The organism is Streptomyces sp. NPDC005070, assembly GCF_053600395.1.
Map to the genome: position 1 here is coordinate 1 of NZ_JBSFZS010000035.1, position 15,235 is coordinate 15,235.

General features: G+C 72.5%; 16 protein-coding genes. 12 read left to right on the plus strand and 4 right to left on the minus strand.

All coding sequences use genetic code 11. The annotated features are described in order from the left end of the window. Positions 1–392: 392 nt before the first annotated feature. Positions 393–596: a cold-shock protein gene (locus tag ACWEBX_RS14385; protein WP_037751662.1), complete on the plus strand. Its 204-nt coding sequence runs from the start codon at positions 393–395 to the stop codon at positions 594–596. A 790-nt stretch (positions 597–1,386) separates the two neighbouring features. After that, positions 1,387–1,932: a lamin tail domain-containing protein gene (locus ACWEBX_RS14390; RefSeq protein ID WP_451885165.1), complete on the plus strand. Its 546-nt coding sequence runs from the start codon at positions 1,387–1,389 to the stop codon at positions 1,930–1,932. A 157-nt stretch (positions 1,933–2,089) separates the two neighbouring features. Here ACWEBX_RS14390 and ACWEBX_RS14395 read toward each other — a convergent pair whose 3' ends face one another. After that, on the minus strand, positions 2,090–2,962 hold the full coding sequence (locus ACWEBX_RS14395) for a UbiA family prenyltransferase (RefSeq protein WP_451885166.1): 873 nt from the start codon (positions 2,960–2,962) through the stop codon (positions 2,090–2,092). Positions 2,963–3,104: 142 nt separating this feature from the next. Between ACWEBX_RS14395 and ACWEBX_RS14400 the strand changes: the two genes are divergently transcribed. The 8 genes from ACWEBX_RS14400 (at position 3,105) to ACWEBX_RS14435 (ending at position 8,540) form a co-directional block, all read left to right on the plus strand. After that, on the plus strand, positions 3,105–4,163 hold the full coding sequence (locus tag ACWEBX_RS14400; protein WP_451885167.1) for a type III polyketide synthase: 1,059 nt from the start codon (positions 3,105–3,107) through the stop codon (positions 4,161–4,163). 40 nt (positions 4,164–4,203) lie between these two features. After that, positions 4,204–4,737, plus strand: coding sequence for an isoprenylcysteine carboxyl methyltransferase family protein (locus ACWEBX_RS14405; protein ID WP_451885168.1), 534 nt, complete (start codon positions 4,204–4,206; stop codon positions 4,735–4,737). Next, positions 4,734–5,807 carry an NAD(P)/FAD-dependent oxidoreductase gene (locus ACWEBX_RS14410; protein ID WP_451885169.1) on the plus strand — a complete coding sequence of 358 codons (1,074 nt, stop codon included), beginning with the start codon at positions 4,734–4,736 and terminating at the stop codon, positions 5,805–5,807. The genes ACWEBX_RS14405 and ACWEBX_RS14410 overlap by 4 nt, the downstream gene beginning before the upstream one ends. 295 nt (positions 5,808–6,102) lie before the next feature. Further along, positions 6,103–6,285 carry a hypothetical protein gene (locus ACWEBX_RS14415; RefSeq protein ID WP_451885170.1) on the plus strand — a complete coding sequence of 61 codons (183 nt, stop codon included), beginning with the start codon at positions 6,103–6,105 and terminating at the stop codon, positions 6,283–6,285. Positions 6,286–6,359: 74 nt separating this feature from the next. Beyond that, complete coding sequence (locus ACWEBX_RS14420; RefSeq protein WP_451885171.1) at positions 6,360–6,788, plus strand: hypothetical protein; 429 nt, start codon at positions 6,360–6,362, stop codon at positions 6,786–6,788. Between the two features lie 71 nt (positions 6,789–6,859). Beyond that, on the plus strand, positions 6,860–7,231 hold the full coding sequence (locus ACWEBX_RS14425; protein ID WP_451885220.1) for a phage holin family protein: 372 nt from the start codon (positions 6,860–6,862) through the stop codon (positions 7,229–7,231). Next, positions 7,228–7,731, plus strand: a complete 504-nt coding sequence (locus tag ACWEBX_RS14430; protein WP_451885172.1) for a DUF3618 domain-containing protein — start codon at positions 7,228–7,230, stop codon at positions 7,729–7,731. Before ACWEBX_RS14425 ends, ACWEBX_RS14430 begins: the two co-directional genes overlap by 4 nt. Positions 7,732–8,012: 281 nt before the next feature. After that, entirely contained in the window at positions 8,013–8,540 is a 528-nt protein-coding gene (locus ACWEBX_RS14435; protein WP_451885173.1) for a DUF6328 family protein, read from the plus strand. 403 nt (positions 8,541–8,943) lie between these two features. Here the strand turns inward: ACWEBX_RS14435 and ACWEBX_RS14440 are convergent, their stop codons facing one another. Further along, on the minus strand, positions 8,944–9,738 hold the full coding sequence (locus tag ACWEBX_RS14440) for an SAM-dependent methyltransferase (RefSeq protein WP_451885174.1): 795 nt from the start codon (positions 9,736–9,738) through the stop codon (positions 8,944–8,946). Between the two features lie 239 nt (positions 9,739–9,977). Here ACWEBX_RS14440 and ACWEBX_RS14445 point away from each other — a divergent pair, with 239 nt between their 5' ends. Together ACWEBX_RS14445 and ACWEBX_RS14450 are read left to right on the plus strand one after the other, a co-directional pair. Further along, positions 9,978–11,435 (plus strand): MFS transporter, encoded by a 1,458-nt coding sequence (locus ACWEBX_RS14445; protein ID WP_451885175.1) that lies wholly within the window; start codon positions 9,978–9,980, stop codon positions 11,433–11,435. A 213-nt stretch (positions 11,436–11,648) separates the two neighbouring features. Further along, positions 11,649–12,590 (plus strand): L,D-transpeptidase, encoded by a 942-nt coding sequence (locus ACWEBX_RS14450; protein WP_451885176.1) that lies wholly within the window; start codon positions 11,649–11,651, stop codon positions 12,588–12,590. Positions 12,591–12,619: 29 nt separating this feature from the next. On the opposite strand, the gene ACWEBX_RS14455 is transcribed toward ACWEBX_RS14450, so the two are convergent. Next, a complete protein-coding gene (locus ACWEBX_RS14455) occupies positions 12,620–13,501 on the minus strand; it encodes a YegS/Rv2252/BmrU family lipid kinase (RefSeq protein WP_451885177.1) in 882 nt (293 codons plus the stop codon). Positions 13,502–13,633: 132 nt separating this feature from the next. After that, the gene (locus tag ACWEBX_RS14460) at positions 13,634–15,223 is read right to left on the minus strand and encodes an FAD-binding oxidoreductase (RefSeq protein WP_451885178.1); all 1,590 of its coding nucleotides are present in this window, start codon (positions 15,221–15,223) and stop codon (positions 13,634–13,636) included. Positions 15,224–15,235: the final 12 nt, after the last annotated feature.

Here is a 15,235-nt window from a genome sequence, read left to right on the forward strand (position 1 = left end):
TCGTCGTCCACCGTGCCGGGCAGCAGTGCGTCGCTGAACGAACCGAGCGGGATGTCACCGAGGGTCGCGGTTCCCGTCGCCGGGCAGACGGGAATTGTCAGACAGGCCCCAGGGCCATGGGCCGGCCGCGCTCCGACGTCGCTCGATGACCGCGGCCCTGCGCGGGTATCGAGCCACGATGAGGCGTGTGTGGCTGCAGTGGCGCTCCACCTGACGGCCCTCGCTCTCTGGTGAGAGGCGCTCTCGCCGTGTAACGTCGCCGCCAGATGTCGTGGTTCGCAGTACCTGCCCGCGCCGTGGTGCGGGCGTTTTGCTGTGCAGTGCCCGAGGACCAGGACGACTACCTCCGGGTCCGCGCGGTGCGGACCCGTCATCGAGTGAGAGGCACTGGCATGGCCAGCGGAACTGTCAAGTGGTTCAACGCCGAAAAGGGCTTCGGTTTCATCGCGCAGGACGGCGGCGGCCCCGACGTCTTCGCGCACTACTCCAACATCAACGCCAGTGGCTTCCGTGAGCTCCAGGAAGGCCAGGCCGTGACGTTCGACATCACCCAGGGCCAGAAGGGCCCGCAGGCGGAGAACATCACCCCCGCCTGATCCCGCGTCACGCCGCCACGGCGCCTCGTCAGACATCCACGATCGAGGCGCCGTGCCGTCGGCGGACGGCCAAGGCCCGCCGTTCTCCCCAAGAGGGGCGGCCCGGCCACGTACTGACACGGCGGCAGCGTGCGACACGCCCACGGGCGGGCACGTACCCGCCCTTTCCGGCGCCCCCGGCGCCGATGCCCCGACGGCCCCGTAGTGGCTGTCCTCCCTCGTCAGCGCCCCACCGCCTCGCGCGGGTCGTGCCGAGGCGCACGACCTCTTGCGGTCCGGCCGTCGACGAGGGTCCCGCCGATACCCGCTCGGCACGGCGATGATTCCCCCACCGGCTCGACGGCATTTCTGCTTCCCGGGCCCCGTCCCGCGGACCCGGATCTCGGATCCCCGCCTCCCGGCTCCCGCTCTTCCGGCGTGCTCCTGAGGCCGTCACACAGGCCGGTCCGGACCGGAAGGGCGTTACTCACTTTCGGGTGACGGCCCGGTGTGCTGCGGTGACATGAAGGATGCCCGGCTATGGCCTAAATGCTGTAGGAGTACGGGAGTTGGCGATGACGAGCCGTCACTCATCAGCTTTCGGCAGTTAAAGGGCCGATACAAGTATCTGTAACCGACATGTCCGTAATCCGTAACAGCGGTCGGGTGTCACCCGTCTTGGGCGTGGATGTGCAGCAAGTTATGAGTCCTCGGCCACCGGGCCGGGACTCGCACAGGGTCGCACCGTGCGGGTTCCCCGAGAGGGGTGCCCGCACGGGGTGTGCCGGCTCTCGAACCTTGAGGAGCATTCATGTCCGTTTCCACGTCTGTCACTGCCCGTCGCATGGTGGCCGCCGCTCTGGCGGCCGGCGCTCTGGTCGGCTCCGCGTCCGTGTCGGCCTCGGCCGCCGATCCGCGCTTCGACCGCTCGCACGTCGCCATCAGCAGGGTCCAGAGCGACGCGCCGGGCTTTGACGACCGCTCCGCTCGTTCTCTGAACGCGGAGTGGGTGGAAATCACCAACTCGGGGCGCCGCGGCATCAACCTGGACGGCTGGACGCTGTCGGACCGTGACGGCAACCGCTACACCTTCAACCACTACCGTCTGGCCGGTCGTTCCACCGTCCGCGTTCACACCGGCTACGGCCGTGACACCAGCCGTGACCTCTACCAGGACCGCCGCAACGAGGTCTGGGACAACCGTTCCGACGCCGCCACGCTGCGCACCGAGCGCGGCCGCTTCGTCGACAGCGTCTCCTGGGGCCGGCACCACGACCGTGACGACAACCGCGGTCACGGCCGTGACGACCACCGTGGTCACGGCCACGACGACCACCGCGGTCACGGCGGCCACTGAACAACCCCTGACGGCACACCTGTTCAGGGCCGGATGATGGTGGATGACCGGCCGAGGGCCGGACGCCGCCAGACCCCGTGATCACTCGGCCCGCCGGACGGCTTCGCTGAGGAGGACCCGCACCGCACGGTGCGGGTCCTCCGCGTATGCGGGTGTCTCAGGCGGGCCCCATCCCCGTGCCGCCGAGCAGCAGGCTCACGTCCACCGCCGCCACGACGACCGCCGTCGCGAACGCCAGCCGCTCCCGGCGCCGTCCCAGCACCGTCCCCGTCACCGCCACCAGGAGGACCAGGGCCAGCGCCGTCACCTCGCGTCGGCCGGGCGGTCCCGGGGGCCCCAGGGCGAGCAGCGCGGACGCGATCACCAGCGGCACCGGAAGCAGCAGCCGCGCACGGTCCGGTCCAAGACGCTGCGGCCACCCCCGTACCCCCGTCGCCAGGTCACCCCGGATGTCCGGAAGGACATCGCCCAGATGCGCTCCGATCCCCAGCAGCGCACCGGCGCCGAGCACCCACCACGGCGGCCACGGCCGGCCCGGCAGCCCGAGCCTCACGAAGGCGGGCAGCGCGGCGAACCCCAGCGCGTAGGGCGCCCAGGACCAACGGGTCGTCTTGAGCCGCAGGTTGTACGCCCACGCCGCGCCGACCGCGCCCAGGTGCACGGCCCCCGCCCAGAGGCCGCAGAGGAGCGAGAGGGGTACGCACAGGGCCAGCGCCGCGTACGCGGCGGCCCACACCCGGCCCACCCCGATCGCGCCGTCCACGACGGGCTTGCCACGGCGGCCGGCCGCGATGTCCCGCCGCGCGTCGAACGCGTCGTTGCACCAGCCGACGGACAACTGACCCGCGAGCACCGCGGCCCACACCAGAACACAACCCCCGGGTCCTCGGCCGCTGATCACGGCCAGGGCCGCTGTCAGCGTCGTGACGGCCAGGACTGCGCCCGGGTGGCACGCCCGGGCCAGACCGGCCGGCAGGCCGCTCCCGCGCCCCGCGCTGTCACCGGCCGTCGTGTGCTCGGGAGTACCCACCCGCCGATGGTAGGAGGCCGGGTCGAGGCAGCCGGGGCGCGCCACGGGACGAACGGCCGGACGGGCGATCCCTGGTGGCGCGGCGCCGGTCCGGGGAAGGCCTGTTGGGCAGCCCACCCCAGCCGGTTCGGACGGGAGCCCTATGACGCGGATCGCCGCTGTTCACGGAACCCTCGCGCCGCACCGCTACGACCAGTCCGAGATCACCGACATGGTGGCCCGCAGATGCCTGCGCGTCGGAGCCGACCGCCACGCGCTCGACCGGCTGCACCGCGCCGCGAAGGTCCGTGGCCGCCACATGACACTCCCGCTCGAAGAGTACGAGGCACTGGACGGATTCGGCGCCGCGAACGACGTGTTCATCCAGACCGCGACGGACATGGGCACCAAGGCCGTCCGGGAGGCACTGCGTCTGGCCGGTCTGTCCGCGGCCGACGTGGACCTGCTGGTCTTCACCTCCGTAACCGGCATCGCCGCGCCCTCCGTAGACGCCCGGGTCGCGGGCCGCCTCGGAATGAGGCCGGACGTCAGGCGCGTGCCGATGTTCGGCCTGGGCTGCGCCGGGGGCGCCGCGGGGCTGTCCCGCATGCACGACTGTCTGCTGGGGCGCCCCGAACAGGTGGCGGTGCTGCTGTCGGTGGAGCTGTGCTCGCTGACCTTCCAGCGCGACGACGCCTCCCTGGCCAACCTGGTCGCCACCGGTCTGTTCGGTGACGGCGCCGCCGCGGTGGTGGCGTGCGGTTCGCGTCGTGCGGGCGAAGCCGCGGGTCCCACGATCGTGGACACACGCAGCCGGCTGTATCCCGACACCAGTCGCATCCTGGGCTGGGAGGTCAAGGACTCGGGCTTCCAGGTCGTTCTGGACGCCGAGATCCCCGACGTGGTGCGCCGTCATCTCGCCGACGACGTCCAGGGGTTCCTGGGCGACCACGGACTGAAGACGAAGGACGTGAGCGCGTGGGTGTGCCATCCCGGCGGGCCCCAGATCCTGGAGGCCGTCGCCGACGCACTCGAACTTCCCGACGGCGCGCTGGATGTGACGTGGCGTCACCTGGCCGACGTGGGCAACCTCTCCTCGTCGTCCGTGCTGCACGTCCTGCGCGACACCCTGGCCACCCGCCGCCCGCCCGCCGGCACCCCGGGTCTGCTGCTGGCGATGGGACCCGGCTTCGCCTGCGAGATGGTGCTGCTGCGCTGGTAGGCCGCCCGGCGCACGACATGGAACGGTGGGACACGGACACATGGACTGGTACGCACTGCTGGTGGCCGCCGTCGCCGCCGAACGGGTCGGCGAACTCGTCGTCGCCCGTCGCAACGAGCGCTGGAGCAGAGCGCGCGGCGCGATCGAGGTGGGCCGGGGCCACTACCCGGCGATGGTCGCCCTGCACACCGCCCTGCTGCTCGGCTGCCTGGCCGAGGTGTGGCTGGCCGACCGGCCCTTCGTCCCGGCGCTCGGCTGGTCCATGCTGGCCGTGCTCACGGGCGCCCAGGCCTTGCGCTGGTGGTGCATCGCCACCCTGGGGTTTCGCTGGAACACCCGGGTGATCGTCGTGCCCGGTCTGCCGCTCGTGGCTCGTGGCCCCTACCGGCTGCTGCGGCATCCGAACTACGTCGCCGTCGTCGCGGAAGGAGCGGCCCTCCCGCTGGTGCACACCGCCTGGGTCACGGCGGTCGCCTTCACGCTGGCCGACGCCGTCGTGCTCACGGTACGCATCCGGTGCGAGAACCGGGCTCTGGCCGGTGTGGCTCCCTCGTTCGGGTCCGTTCCGGCGTGATCGACGTCCTGGTGGCCGGTGGCGGCCCCGCCGGTCTGGCCGCCGCGATCCACAGCGCGCTGGCCGGCCTGGAGGCGGTGGTCGTCGAGCCGCGGACCGCCCCGGTGGACAAGGCCTGCGGGGAGGGCGTCATGCCCAGCGGCGTCGCCGGGCTGCGGGTGCTGGGCGTCGAGCCGGCGGGGAGGGAGCTGCGTGGAATCCGGTACGTGGCCGGCACGGCTCGCGCCGAGGCGTCCTTCCACGGCCCCAGTGGCCTGGGCATCCGCCGTACCGAGCTGCACCGCGCGCTGCACGAGCGCGCGCTCGGCCTCGGGGTACGGATCGTGCCGGGCAGGGTGGGGGAGGTGCGCCAGAGCGCGGACTCCGTCAGCGCCGCGGGTCTCACGGCGCGCTGGCTGATCGCCGCCGACGGACTGCACTCCACCGTCCGCCGCGGCCTGGGGCTGGAACTGCCCGGCGGCGCGCACCGGCGCTACGGGCTGCGCCGGCACTACCGCGTCGAGCCCTGGACCGACTTCGTGGAGGTCCACTGGTCCGGCGTCGGCGAGGCCTACGTGACCCCCGTCGCCGACGACCTGGTCGGCGTCGCGGTCCTCAGCCGGGTCCGGCGCGGCTACGACGATCACCTGCACGACTTCCCGGACCTCACCGCGTCGTTGCGCGCGGCCGGGGCCGGGGCCGGGGCCGGGGCCGGGGCCGGGTCCGGGTCCGGGTCCGGAGCAGGAGCAGGAGCCACGGGCGTGCGAGGGGCCGGGCCGCTGCTCCAGCGCGTGCGCCGCAGGGTCGCCGGACGCGTCCTGCTGGTCGGCGACGCGGCGGGCTACGTCGACGCTCTCACCGGAGAGGGGATCGCCCTCGGCCTCGCGACGGCCGGTGCCGCCGTCCGCTGCCTCACGGCCGGGCGGGTACGGGAGTACGAGCGGGCGTGGGCCCTGCTCACCCGGCGCCACCGCCTGCTGACCGGCGCCCTCCTGGCCGCGAGCCGCCACCCCGGCACCGCCCGCCTGGTCGTCCCGACGGCGTCCCGCCTCCCCCCGCTCTTCACCGCCGCGGTCCGCGCGCTGCAGTAACCGGTGGAGCGCCCGTACGGCGGTTCCGGGGTTCGGGGGAGGGCGGGAAGCCGCCTCACGCGGACTTCGACACCGACATCCTCGCCCCCCGCTCTCGGTACCGCGCGGGGGACCGGCGGCGGGAGTGGTCCGCGTGCGGGATCGCCGACCACGGACCGAATGTGGCGCGGTCCGGCCATCACCCGCATCGTCACGAACGAGAGGGGTACTTGCGCGTCACGCCAGACACACGCGAGGAAGCGAGGACGCCATGACCGAGCCCCGCCCGACAGGCCCCGGGACCGGTGAGGGGCCGATGCCGAAGCCCATCCCGAGGGACCTTCCCGATCAGCAGGCCGAACCCGGCGAGGACCCTCTGGACGTCGTCGGAGTACCCGGGCCGTCGACCGGGAGCCACCGGCCCGAGGCGGACGGGCGCGCCCGGCACTCCGGCACCTCCCGCCCCGAGCACCCGGCGACGGACGAGTCGTCCGCCTGACACCCCCGCGTGCCGGGAGCACCGCGCAGAGCCCCACGTACTCCGTTGTGCCCCGGCGGAAAGGAGAGCGACCTGTGGTCACCGTGTCCCTCACCGGCACGTCCAGGAACGACGCCGGCATCGTCTTCGACGTCCTGCGGACGGCGTTCCCCACCGACCCGCCCTTCGACGACGTACCCGAGGATCCGCCGGGATCCCGGCCATCGGCGTGGACCGCGGAGTTCGCGCCCACCGACGAGCGCATCCCGACCGGCCCGGCTCCGCTGGACGGCCCGGTCAGCGCGACGCTGCGGGGCGGCCACCTCGCCGTGGACTTCCTGTGCGAGGCGCTGAACGGCGCGTTCGCCGTGCAGGAGCGGGGCACGGCGTCGGGAGACCGGGAGAAGGAAGTCGATCTGCGGCTCGGGGGCAAACGGGGCCGGGTTCGGGGTACTCGGTGCCTCAGTGACGGCCGGAGCACGCGGGAATGCCCCGGCTCGAGCCGGCATACGGACAGGAGGTGATCACCGTGTCGGATGTACGGGCGCGGACCGACGGAACGGCCGAGCGGACACGCGGGAACGGATCGGAGCAGGTGGGTGAACTGGTCCAGCGGGCCTCGCAGCAGCTCACCGAACTGGTGCGGGGCGAACTCCGGCTGGCACAGGAGGAGATGAAGGAGAAGGGGAAGCGGTACGGGAAGAGCGGCGGCCTGTTCGGCGGCGCGGGAGTGGTCGGCTTCCTGACACTCCAGGCCCTGGTGGCCACCGCGATCGCCGCGCTGGCCGTACCGCTGCCGGTGTGGGCGGCGGCGCTGATCGTCACCGCCGTGCTGGGCGTCGTCGCCACGGCCATGGCGCTGACGGGGAAGAGGCAGGCCGGCCGGGCGGCACCGCCCAAGCCGGAGCAGGCGATCGAGAACGTGAAGGCAGACGTCGCCGAGATCAAGAGGAGTGCCCACCGATGAGCGAACCGTACGACGGCAAGCAGACGGCCACCACACCCGGCGAGGTGCGTGAACAGGTCGAGCGGACCCGTGCCGAGCTGGGAGACACGGTCCAGGCGCTGGCCGACAAGGCCGATGTCAAGGCCCGTGCGAAGGACAAGGGCGTCGAGGTGAAGGAGAGGACTGTGGAGGTGGCCGGGCAGGCCAAGGAGAAGACCGCCGAGGTCGCCGGCCAGGCCGCGGCCAAGGCGGGCGAGCTGAGGGCCAGGGCGTCCAAGGCCGCGCACGCGGTCCAGGACAAGGTGCCCGACCCGGTCAAGGACCGGGCGGCCCAGGCAGCGGACCAGGTGCGGGTGACGGCCGCGAAGGCCGGCGGCGTCTGGCAGGAGAAGGCCCCCGAACCGCTCCGGGAGCAGACGGCCCAGGGAGCCCGGCTGGCACGCGAGAACCGGGGGCTGATCCTGGCCGCCGCGAGCGCCGCCGTCCTCGTATGGCTGGCCGTCCGCCACCGGAAGGGGTGAACGGACGGTCGCGCGGAACACCGGCCGGTGCGAGGCGCGGTGCTCCCGTCCGCTGGTGCCCCCTGCCGCAGGGAAGTCCCCGGGCCGTCACGGCGCGGGGACTTCCCCCGTTCCAGAAGTCCGTGGCTCCTCTGACGCCGACCGGTGCTGTTTGGCCGGTTTGTCGGCGGGGACTCGGCATGACGAGCGCCGAAGCGAAGGGGAGAAGCAGCAGCTCAAGAACGCGCTGGGCCGCTGAGAGACGTAGAGCGGTGCCGAACAGTGGAGGAGAGAGGCCGCCGATGAAGGGTGACGTACGGGCGGACGGGCGCGACGAGTCGCCCGAGGAGCGGGCCGACCGCAAGTGGGCCGACCTGCTCCAGGAGATCCGTGTCGCCCAGACCGGCGTGCAGATCCTGTTCGGCTTCCTGCTGACCGTGGTGTTCCAGCCGTCCTACCGGCGGCTGTCCGACGCGGACCAGACGCTGTACATGGTGACGATCGTCCTCGGCGCCACGGCCGTGGGCGCCCTGGTCGCCCCGGTGGCGTTCCACCGCATCGTGACGGGCCGCTTCATCAAGCCGGAGGCCGTCGTGTGGGCGTCCAGGCTGACCCTGCTCGGCCTGCTGCTCCTGCTGCTGACCATGACCGCCGCCCTGCTGCTGGTGCTGCGCACGGCCACCGACGACGACGGGTACGTGCCCTGGATCGTCGCGGGCGTGGCGGGGCTGTACCTCTTGTGGTGGCTCGTCATCCCCGCGGCTCTCCGGATGCGCCTGGGGCGCCGCGGGCCCGACGGCTCCGACGCCGACGACGCCGGGGCGGACTGAACCGGCCGAACAAACCCGGCACATACCCCGGGTGGGACGGCCGCTCCGGCCGTCCCACCCGGCGGCATCCGGGTCGCGCGCCGTCCGATCGCGCGCTGTACCGGAGCCGCGCGGGGCGTCTCGGTGTCAGCGGTTGCGGATGGCGCTGGTGGTGAAGAACCCGGTGGCGGCTGCGGCGACGAGAGCACAGACAGAAAACAGCATGGTTCGACGCACGGGACGTCCTCTCTGACGGAGCGTGAGTTGGCATCCTGCACAACGCCGTTCATGCCATCAGGGGCTCGCCGTCGCCCCATACGCCACCCGCATGGACGCGCAACCGGTCCACTTCGCGCGGATCACCGGGGCGCGGCACATCCACCGTCCCCGGTACCGCTCAGCGATCCGCCGTTCCCCGTACCGTTCAGCGAACACGGGCCACTGCCGTGTAGATGCCGCTGTCCTCCGGCGCCGGCGCCGGTACCTCGCCCGACTGGACCCACTGCGTCGCCGTCACCAGGCCGGGGGTGACGAGGTCGAGGCCCTCGAAGAAGCGCTCCACCTCGGCCCGGGTACGGAAGCCGAGCTGGATGCCGCCCTTCGCGTACTCGGCGGTGACCTGGGCGGAGAGCTCGGGGAACACGTCGGAGGAGGCGTGCGACAACACCAGGTAACTGCCCGACGGCAGCGTGTCGACCAGGTTGCGGACGATGGAGTGGGCGTCCTGCTCGTCGGGGATGAAGTGCATCAACGCGATCAGCGACAGCGCGATCGGACGGCTGAAGTCCAGTACGTGGCGGGCGTGTTGGACGATGTCCTCGGGCCGCCGTACATCGGCCTGTATGTAGTCCGTGACGCCCTCGGGCCGGCTGACCAGGAGCGCCTCGGCGTGACGCAGCACAATTGGGTCGTTGTCGGTGTAGACGACCTTCGCCGACGGCGTGATGTTCTGGACGATCTGGTGCAGGTTCGGCTGGGTGGGAATGCCGGTGCCGATGTCCAGGAACTGGTCGATGCCCTGCCCGGCGAGCCAGGCGGACGCCCGGTGCATGAACTCGCGGTTCTGCCGGGCGGCGTCCTTGGCCTCGGGCGGAAGCTTGTCTCCCACCGCCTCGTCGACCGGGTAGTTGTCCTTGCCGCCCAACAGCCAGTCGTAGACCCGCGCGGGATGCGCCTTGCTGGTGTCGAGCGGCGGAAACGACTGTCGGTCGATCGTCATGCTAGCTCCCATCGCACCACGGAAACGCGGCAGGCCAAGTGTTCGATCATCCTACTCGGAACCGGCCATGTGGTCGGCACGGTACGGGAGTTGAGAGGGTGAGGAGGGGCCCGTGCGGTACGGGCACGGCCGGACAGGGCGCGGAGTCGCGGGGTCGGCCGTGCGGGGCTCCGGTTGCGGGGCCCCGTGAGCGCCCGCACGCTGGCTGGAGGGGTGACCCGTGCCAGGGGATGGTCGTCGTGAGCGGATCCGCAGGCCGGACGACGCGACTGTTCTCGCGCCGGGACCGCGCGGTCATCGCCGCCGCCTCGATCGCGATGCTGCTGGTGGAGCTGGACTGGTTCGCGCTGAACCTGATGCTGCCCGTGATCGCCCGCGACTTCGGGACACCGGCCACGAACCTGCAGTGGCTCGTGAGCGGCTACATGCTGACCCTCGGGGCACTGATGATCGTCGGCGGGCGGGCGGCCGACCTCTACGGCCGCAGACGGATCATCGTCCTCGGGCTGACGGGCTTCGCCGTGATGTCGGTGGTGTGCAGCACCGCGCGGAACGCGGCCTGGCTGACCGCGGGACGCGTGGTCCAGGGGATGACGGCGGCACTGGTCCTGCCCATCGCGGTGGCGGTGGTGACCGCGCACTTTCGTGACAGCCGTCAGGGCCGGGCCGTCGGCACCGTGCTCGCCTTCAGCGCGGTCGGCACCGCGCTCGGGCCCTTCGTCGGCGGCTCCTTCGCGGAACTCGTGAGCTGGCGCGCGGTCTTCCTGCTGAACGTGCCGTTCTGCGCGCTGGCGGTGCTGCTGATGCTGCGCTACGTGACGGAGTCGAGGGACGAGGGGGCCGCAGGGGGGATGGACCTGCCGGGCGCCGCCACACTGGCCGTCGGCCTGACCGCCGTCATGCTCGGCGTCGACCAGGGATCGAACTGGGGCTGGGCCTCGCCGGCCACCCTGGTGTGCTTCGCCGTGGGCGCGGTGATGCTGGCCCTGTTCGTCATGATCGAGCGGCGGGCGGCTGAACCGCTGATCGACCTGTCCCTGCTGCGCAACCGGCCCTTCGTGACCGTGACGGCGGCCGGGACGGTGTCGAACATCGTGTACTGCCTCGTCGCGGTGCTGGCGGCGCTGTATCTCCAGCAGGCACGGGGACTGTCACCGCTGGAGTCGGGAATCGTCTTCCTGGCGCTCTCTGCGGGAGTCGGCGCGGCGAGCTACTGGTCGGGACCTCTGGCGCGCCGGTGGCGGGCGGAGGTGCTGATGGCGGTGGGACTGCTGGTCAGCGGCGTGGCGCTCGCCGCGCTCACCTGGGCCCGTCCCCTGCCGCTCTACGTCGCCGTGTTCGCCGTGGTCGGAGCGGGCGTAGGGCTCGGCTGGGCGCTCACCAACGCGGCGACCCAGTCGTACGTGTCCGCCGGACGGCTCGCGGCCGCGTCGGGTCTGGTGCTCACCTCGCTGGTGCTGTGGGGCGCGGTGGCCGTCACGGTGGCCGCGACCGTACTGGAGGAGGTCAGCGGATCCGCCGGTGGCGCGGCCTCCGACGGCTCGGCGATCGACGGGGTGCTGCGCGTGGTCGCCCTGCTCTCCGTGGCCGGTGCCGCGGTGCTGGTCCCGCTCGTCCGGACCGGCACCGGGCCGCCCGCGGATGCGCCGACGGCGGCCCCGGAAGGAGTCGACGCGGCCCCGCGAACGCGCTCCTAGGACAGCACCCGCGGCGGCCGGGGAGCGGCACCGCTCGCGCTTTCCGTCCGATTCGTGCAGGCGAGAGCCTCCCGAGTCGGGTTTTGAATCGCGCTTTACACATCCAGTGCAACCGCGGAGCCGTGCCCGCAGTCCAAAAGAGCAGTGAGGCAGGCACGATTGTGAGCCGGGGTAAAAGTGAAGCGACGTAGCGGGATAACGACGGCACTCGTCATGGTTGCGGTGCTGGCGGGGGCCAGTGCCTGCGGCGGGGGTACGCCGAAGGCGAGTTCAGACGACGGAAAGGCCGGGGCGAAGAAGCCGACGGCCGGCGCGAAGCCGTCTCCATCGAAGCCCGCCGGGCCGCCGATGCTGCTGGAGACGATCACGCCGCAGACCGGTGCCACGGTCGGCGTCGCGATGCCGGTCTCGGTCATCTTCACCAATCCGGTGGCCCAGAAGGCCCGCGCCGGCATCGAGAAGCACATGAAGGTCACCAGCTCGCAGCCGATGTCGGGCGCGTGGCACTGGTTCGGGGACCGGCGCGCCGACTGGCGGCCCAAGGCGTACTGGGCGAGCGGAACGAAGGTGAAGGTCACCGCCGACCTGAAGGGTGTCGCGAACGGCAACGGCCGTTACGGCACGCGTTCCTACATCCACGACTTCACGGTCGGCGACGACGTCCGCGCGGACGTGTCCGTCACCGGTCACACGATGAAGGTCACCAAGAACGGCGCGCCGGTCCGGACCCTCTCGATCAACGCGGGCAGCGCCGAATACCCCACGTGGAACGGCGTGATGGCGGTGATCGACAAGCAGGAGAAGGTCCACATGACCTCGTGCAGCGTCGGCATCAGCTGCAACAAGGGCGACGCGAACTACTACGACCTGACGCTTCCCTGGGACGTCCATCTGACCCAGTCCGGGACGTACGTCCACTACTCGACCGGTGACCCGAACCCGGGCAGCGGCAGCGCCCGGGGCTCGCACGGCTGTGTCCACCTCTCGATCGCCGACGCCAAGTGGTTCTACGGCCAGGTCAAGCAGGGCGACCCGGTGTCCGTCACCGGCTCCCCGCGCGCGAAGGCCCCGGCCGACAACGGCTACGCCTCGTTCAACCTGAGCTGGGACCAGTGGCTGGCGGGCAGCGCGGCCGGCGAGACCACCGCGGGCTGACCATGGGCGGTGTGCCCGGGCCGGGGTGATCAGAAGAGCATGGCCAGATCACCCGGCCGCACCCGGGCCGTGACGGGGAGGGTGGCCTCGACCTCCCCGTCGGCGCCGTAGGGCACGGGCCGGTCGGCCTCGATACGGATCTCCCGGCCCCGCAGGATCACCACTTCCGGCCGCGCGGTGTGCGCGCCGGTCTTGAGTTCGTTCATGAGGGTGAAGAACAGCCGGCGCGGCGCGTGGCGGATCATCACGACGTCCAGCAGTCCGTCGTCGGTCAGCGCCAGCGGGGCGATGATGCGCCCGGAGCCGTAGTAGGCGGAGTTGGCGGCCACGACGGTGTAGCCGCGGTGGAAGTGCTCCTCCCCGTCGACGGTGACGCGGTACGACACCGGACGCCACCCGGTGACGGCGCGCAGACCGCCGGCGTAGTACGAGGCGGCCCCGCGCAGGATGCGCGCGCGGTTGGCGTGCTGGTTGGCCAGCGCGTCGACGCCCGCGTACACGCTGCCGAGAACCACGGTGCGCGGGTGCACCGCGGATTCCACCTCGATGGTGTCGACGCGCCGGGGCTCGCCGCGCAGCAGGACGCGCGCCAGGTTCTCGGCGGCGGTGGGCAGGCGCAGCGCGCGGGCGAAGTCGTTGCCGCGCCCGGCCGGGATCAGGCCCAGCACGGTGTCTGTCCCGCTCAGCGCGCCGCCGATCCCGCCCGCGATCCCGTCGCCGCCCACGGCGAGCACGATCCGGCCCTGTTCCCCGGCGCGCAGCGCGAGCTCCTGCGCGTGGGCCAGGCTGCGGCTGTACTCGGTCTCCAGACCGGCTCCGGCCTCCCGCAGCAGGCGGGCGACCGGGAGCAGCGCCGCCGCCCCGGTGGAGCCGCCCGCGGTGGGATTGACGACCGCGGTGAACTGTCGCATCGGTGTGCCTCCGGGCAGTGACGGGTGGGACGGAGCGGGCAGAGGGTGAAGCGGTGCACGGCTCGGGGTGGCCGGCGGGAGTGGATGATCCGGCGGCGGCCCCCGGCCGCCGCCGGATCATCGCGGCGGGCGTCAGTCGAGCGGCAGCAGGATCCCGGGGTTGAGTACGCCGTCGGGGTCCAGCCGCTCCTTGACGGCCCGCAGGGCCTCGACGCCCAGCGGTCCCGCCTCCCGGAGATACCAGTCGCGGTGGTCCGTTCCCACCCCGTGGTGGTGGCTGATGGTTCCGCCGGCGCTCAGCACGGCCTCGTTGGCGGCTTCCTTGGCCGGTGTCCAGTGGGCGACGGCGTCCTCGCCCTGCGCGGAGACCACCGTGAAGTAGAGCGAGGCGCCGTTCTCGTACACGTGCGAGATGTGGCACATGACCAGGGGCGGGGTGCCCGCGGCGGAGAGCGTCTCGGTCAGGGCGGTACGCACGGCGGCGTAGAGCTCGGGGACGCGTGACCAGAAGGTCGCGGTCTCCAGGGTCTCGGCGAAGGCCCCGGCGTCGAGCAGGGCGTCGCGCAGATACGGCGCCGAGTAGCGGCCGTGCGCCCAGCGTTCGCCGGGTTCGGCGCCGAGGTAGGTGCCTCCGGCCGCGCGCAGGACCACCGCGGCTTCCTCGCGGCGGCGCGCGGTCTCCTCCTCGGTCCCCTCGTACCCGGCGATCGCCGTGCAGCCCGCGGTTGTGGGCCCGTCGGCCGAACCGATGGCGTCGGGCTGGGCGAGCCCGACGAAGGTCTCGGTCTCGTCGGACAGCCGGAGCACCGTGGGACGCGGTCCGTCCTGGGCGAGCCGGCGCAGAGCGGTGGCGCCCTCTTCGAAGGAGGCGAACCGCCACCCCTCGTACACGCGCGTCTGCGGCAAGGGCCTGATCCGCACGGTGACGGAGGTGATGACCCCGAAGGCGCCCTCCGAGCCGAGGACGAGCTGGCGCAGGTCGGGACCGGCCGCCGAACGCGGGGCGCGGCCGGTGTCCAGGGTGCCTTCCGGGGTGGCGAGGGTGAGCCCGAGGACCATCTCGTCGAAGCGGCCGTATCCGGCGGAGGCCTGGCCGCTGGACCGGGCGGCGGCGAACCCGCCGATCGTCGCCCACTCGTAGGACTGGGGGAAGTGCCCGAGCGTGAAGCCGTATGCGGCCAGGAGTGCCTCCGCGTCGGGAGCGCGCAGGCCCGGCTGGAGCGTGGCGGTCCGTGACACGGGGTCGATGGCGAGCATCGCGTTCATACGGCGCAGGTCGAGGGCGACGAAGGCGCTCCGCTCCGGGGCGAGGCCGCCGACGACGGAGGTGCCCCCGCCGAACGGGACGACGGCGAGGCCGTGTTCGGCGCACACGCGCAGCACGGCGAGCACCTCGTCGTGGGTGGCGGGCAGGACGACGGCCGCGGGGGCGTCCCCGGCGTCGCCCGCGCGGATCTTCAGCAGGTCGGGCGTGGACTTCCCGCGGGTGTGCCTGACCCGGGTCTCCGTGTCGGTGCGCACCTGCTCCGCGCCGCCGACGGCGTCCGCCAGGGCGTCCAGGACCGGGGCCGGCGGGGGCTCGGGGACGGAGATCTCTCCGAGAGAGTGCGGGGCGGTGTCCCGCGGCTTGACGCCGAGCAGATCGCGCAGCAGGGCGGTCACCGAGTCGGGCAGAGGCGCCGCCTTGGCCGGGTCGCCCCAGCCGCTCCACAGCATGTCCATGAACTAGTCCTC

Bases quoted from the DNA above. Each gene is read 5' to 3' on its own strand.
- ACWEBX_RS14385 (WP_037751662.1), top strand. From the start codon at position 393: ATGGCCAGCGGAACTGTCAAGTGGTTCAACGCCGAAAAGGGCTTCGGT.
- ACWEBX_RS14390 (WP_451885165.1), top strand. From the start codon at position 1,387: ATGTCCGTTTCCACGTCTGTCACTGCCCGTCGCATGGTGGCCGCCGCT.
- ACWEBX_RS14400 (WP_451885167.1), top strand. From the start codon at position 3,105: ATGACGCGGATCGCCGCTGTTCACGGAACCCTCGCGCCGCACCGCTAC.
- ACWEBX_RS14405 (WP_451885168.1), top strand. From the start codon at position 4,204: ATGGACTGGTACGCACTGCTGGTGGCCGCCGTCGCCGCCGAACGGGTC.
- ACWEBX_RS14415 (WP_451885170.1), top strand. From the start codon at position 6,103: ATGCCGAAGCCCATCCCGAGGGACCTTCCCGATCAGCAGGCCGAACCC.
- ACWEBX_RS14430 (WP_451885172.1), top strand. From the start codon at position 7,228: ATGAGCGAACCGTACGACGGCAAGCAGACGGCCACCACACCCGGCGAG.
- ACWEBX_RS14435 (WP_451885173.1), top strand. From the start codon at position 8,013: ATGAAGGGTGACGTACGGGCGGACGGGCGCGACGAGTCGCCCGAGGAG.
- ACWEBX_RS14440 (WP_451885174.1), bottom strand. From the start codon at position 9,738: ATGACGATCGACCGACAGTCGTTTCCGCCGCTCGACACCAGCAAGGCG.
- ACWEBX_RS14450 (WP_451885176.1), top strand. From the start codon at position 11,649: ATGGTTGCGGTGCTGGCGGGGGCCAGTGCCTGCGGCGGGGGTACGCCG.
- ACWEBX_RS14455 (WP_451885177.1), bottom strand. From the start codon at position 13,501: ATGCGACAGTTCACCGCGGTCGTCAATCCCACCGCGGGCGGCTCCACC.
- ACWEBX_RS14460 (WP_451885178.1), bottom strand. From the start codon at position 15,223: ATGGACATGCTGTGGAGCGGCTGGGGCGACCCGGCCAAGGCGGCGCCT.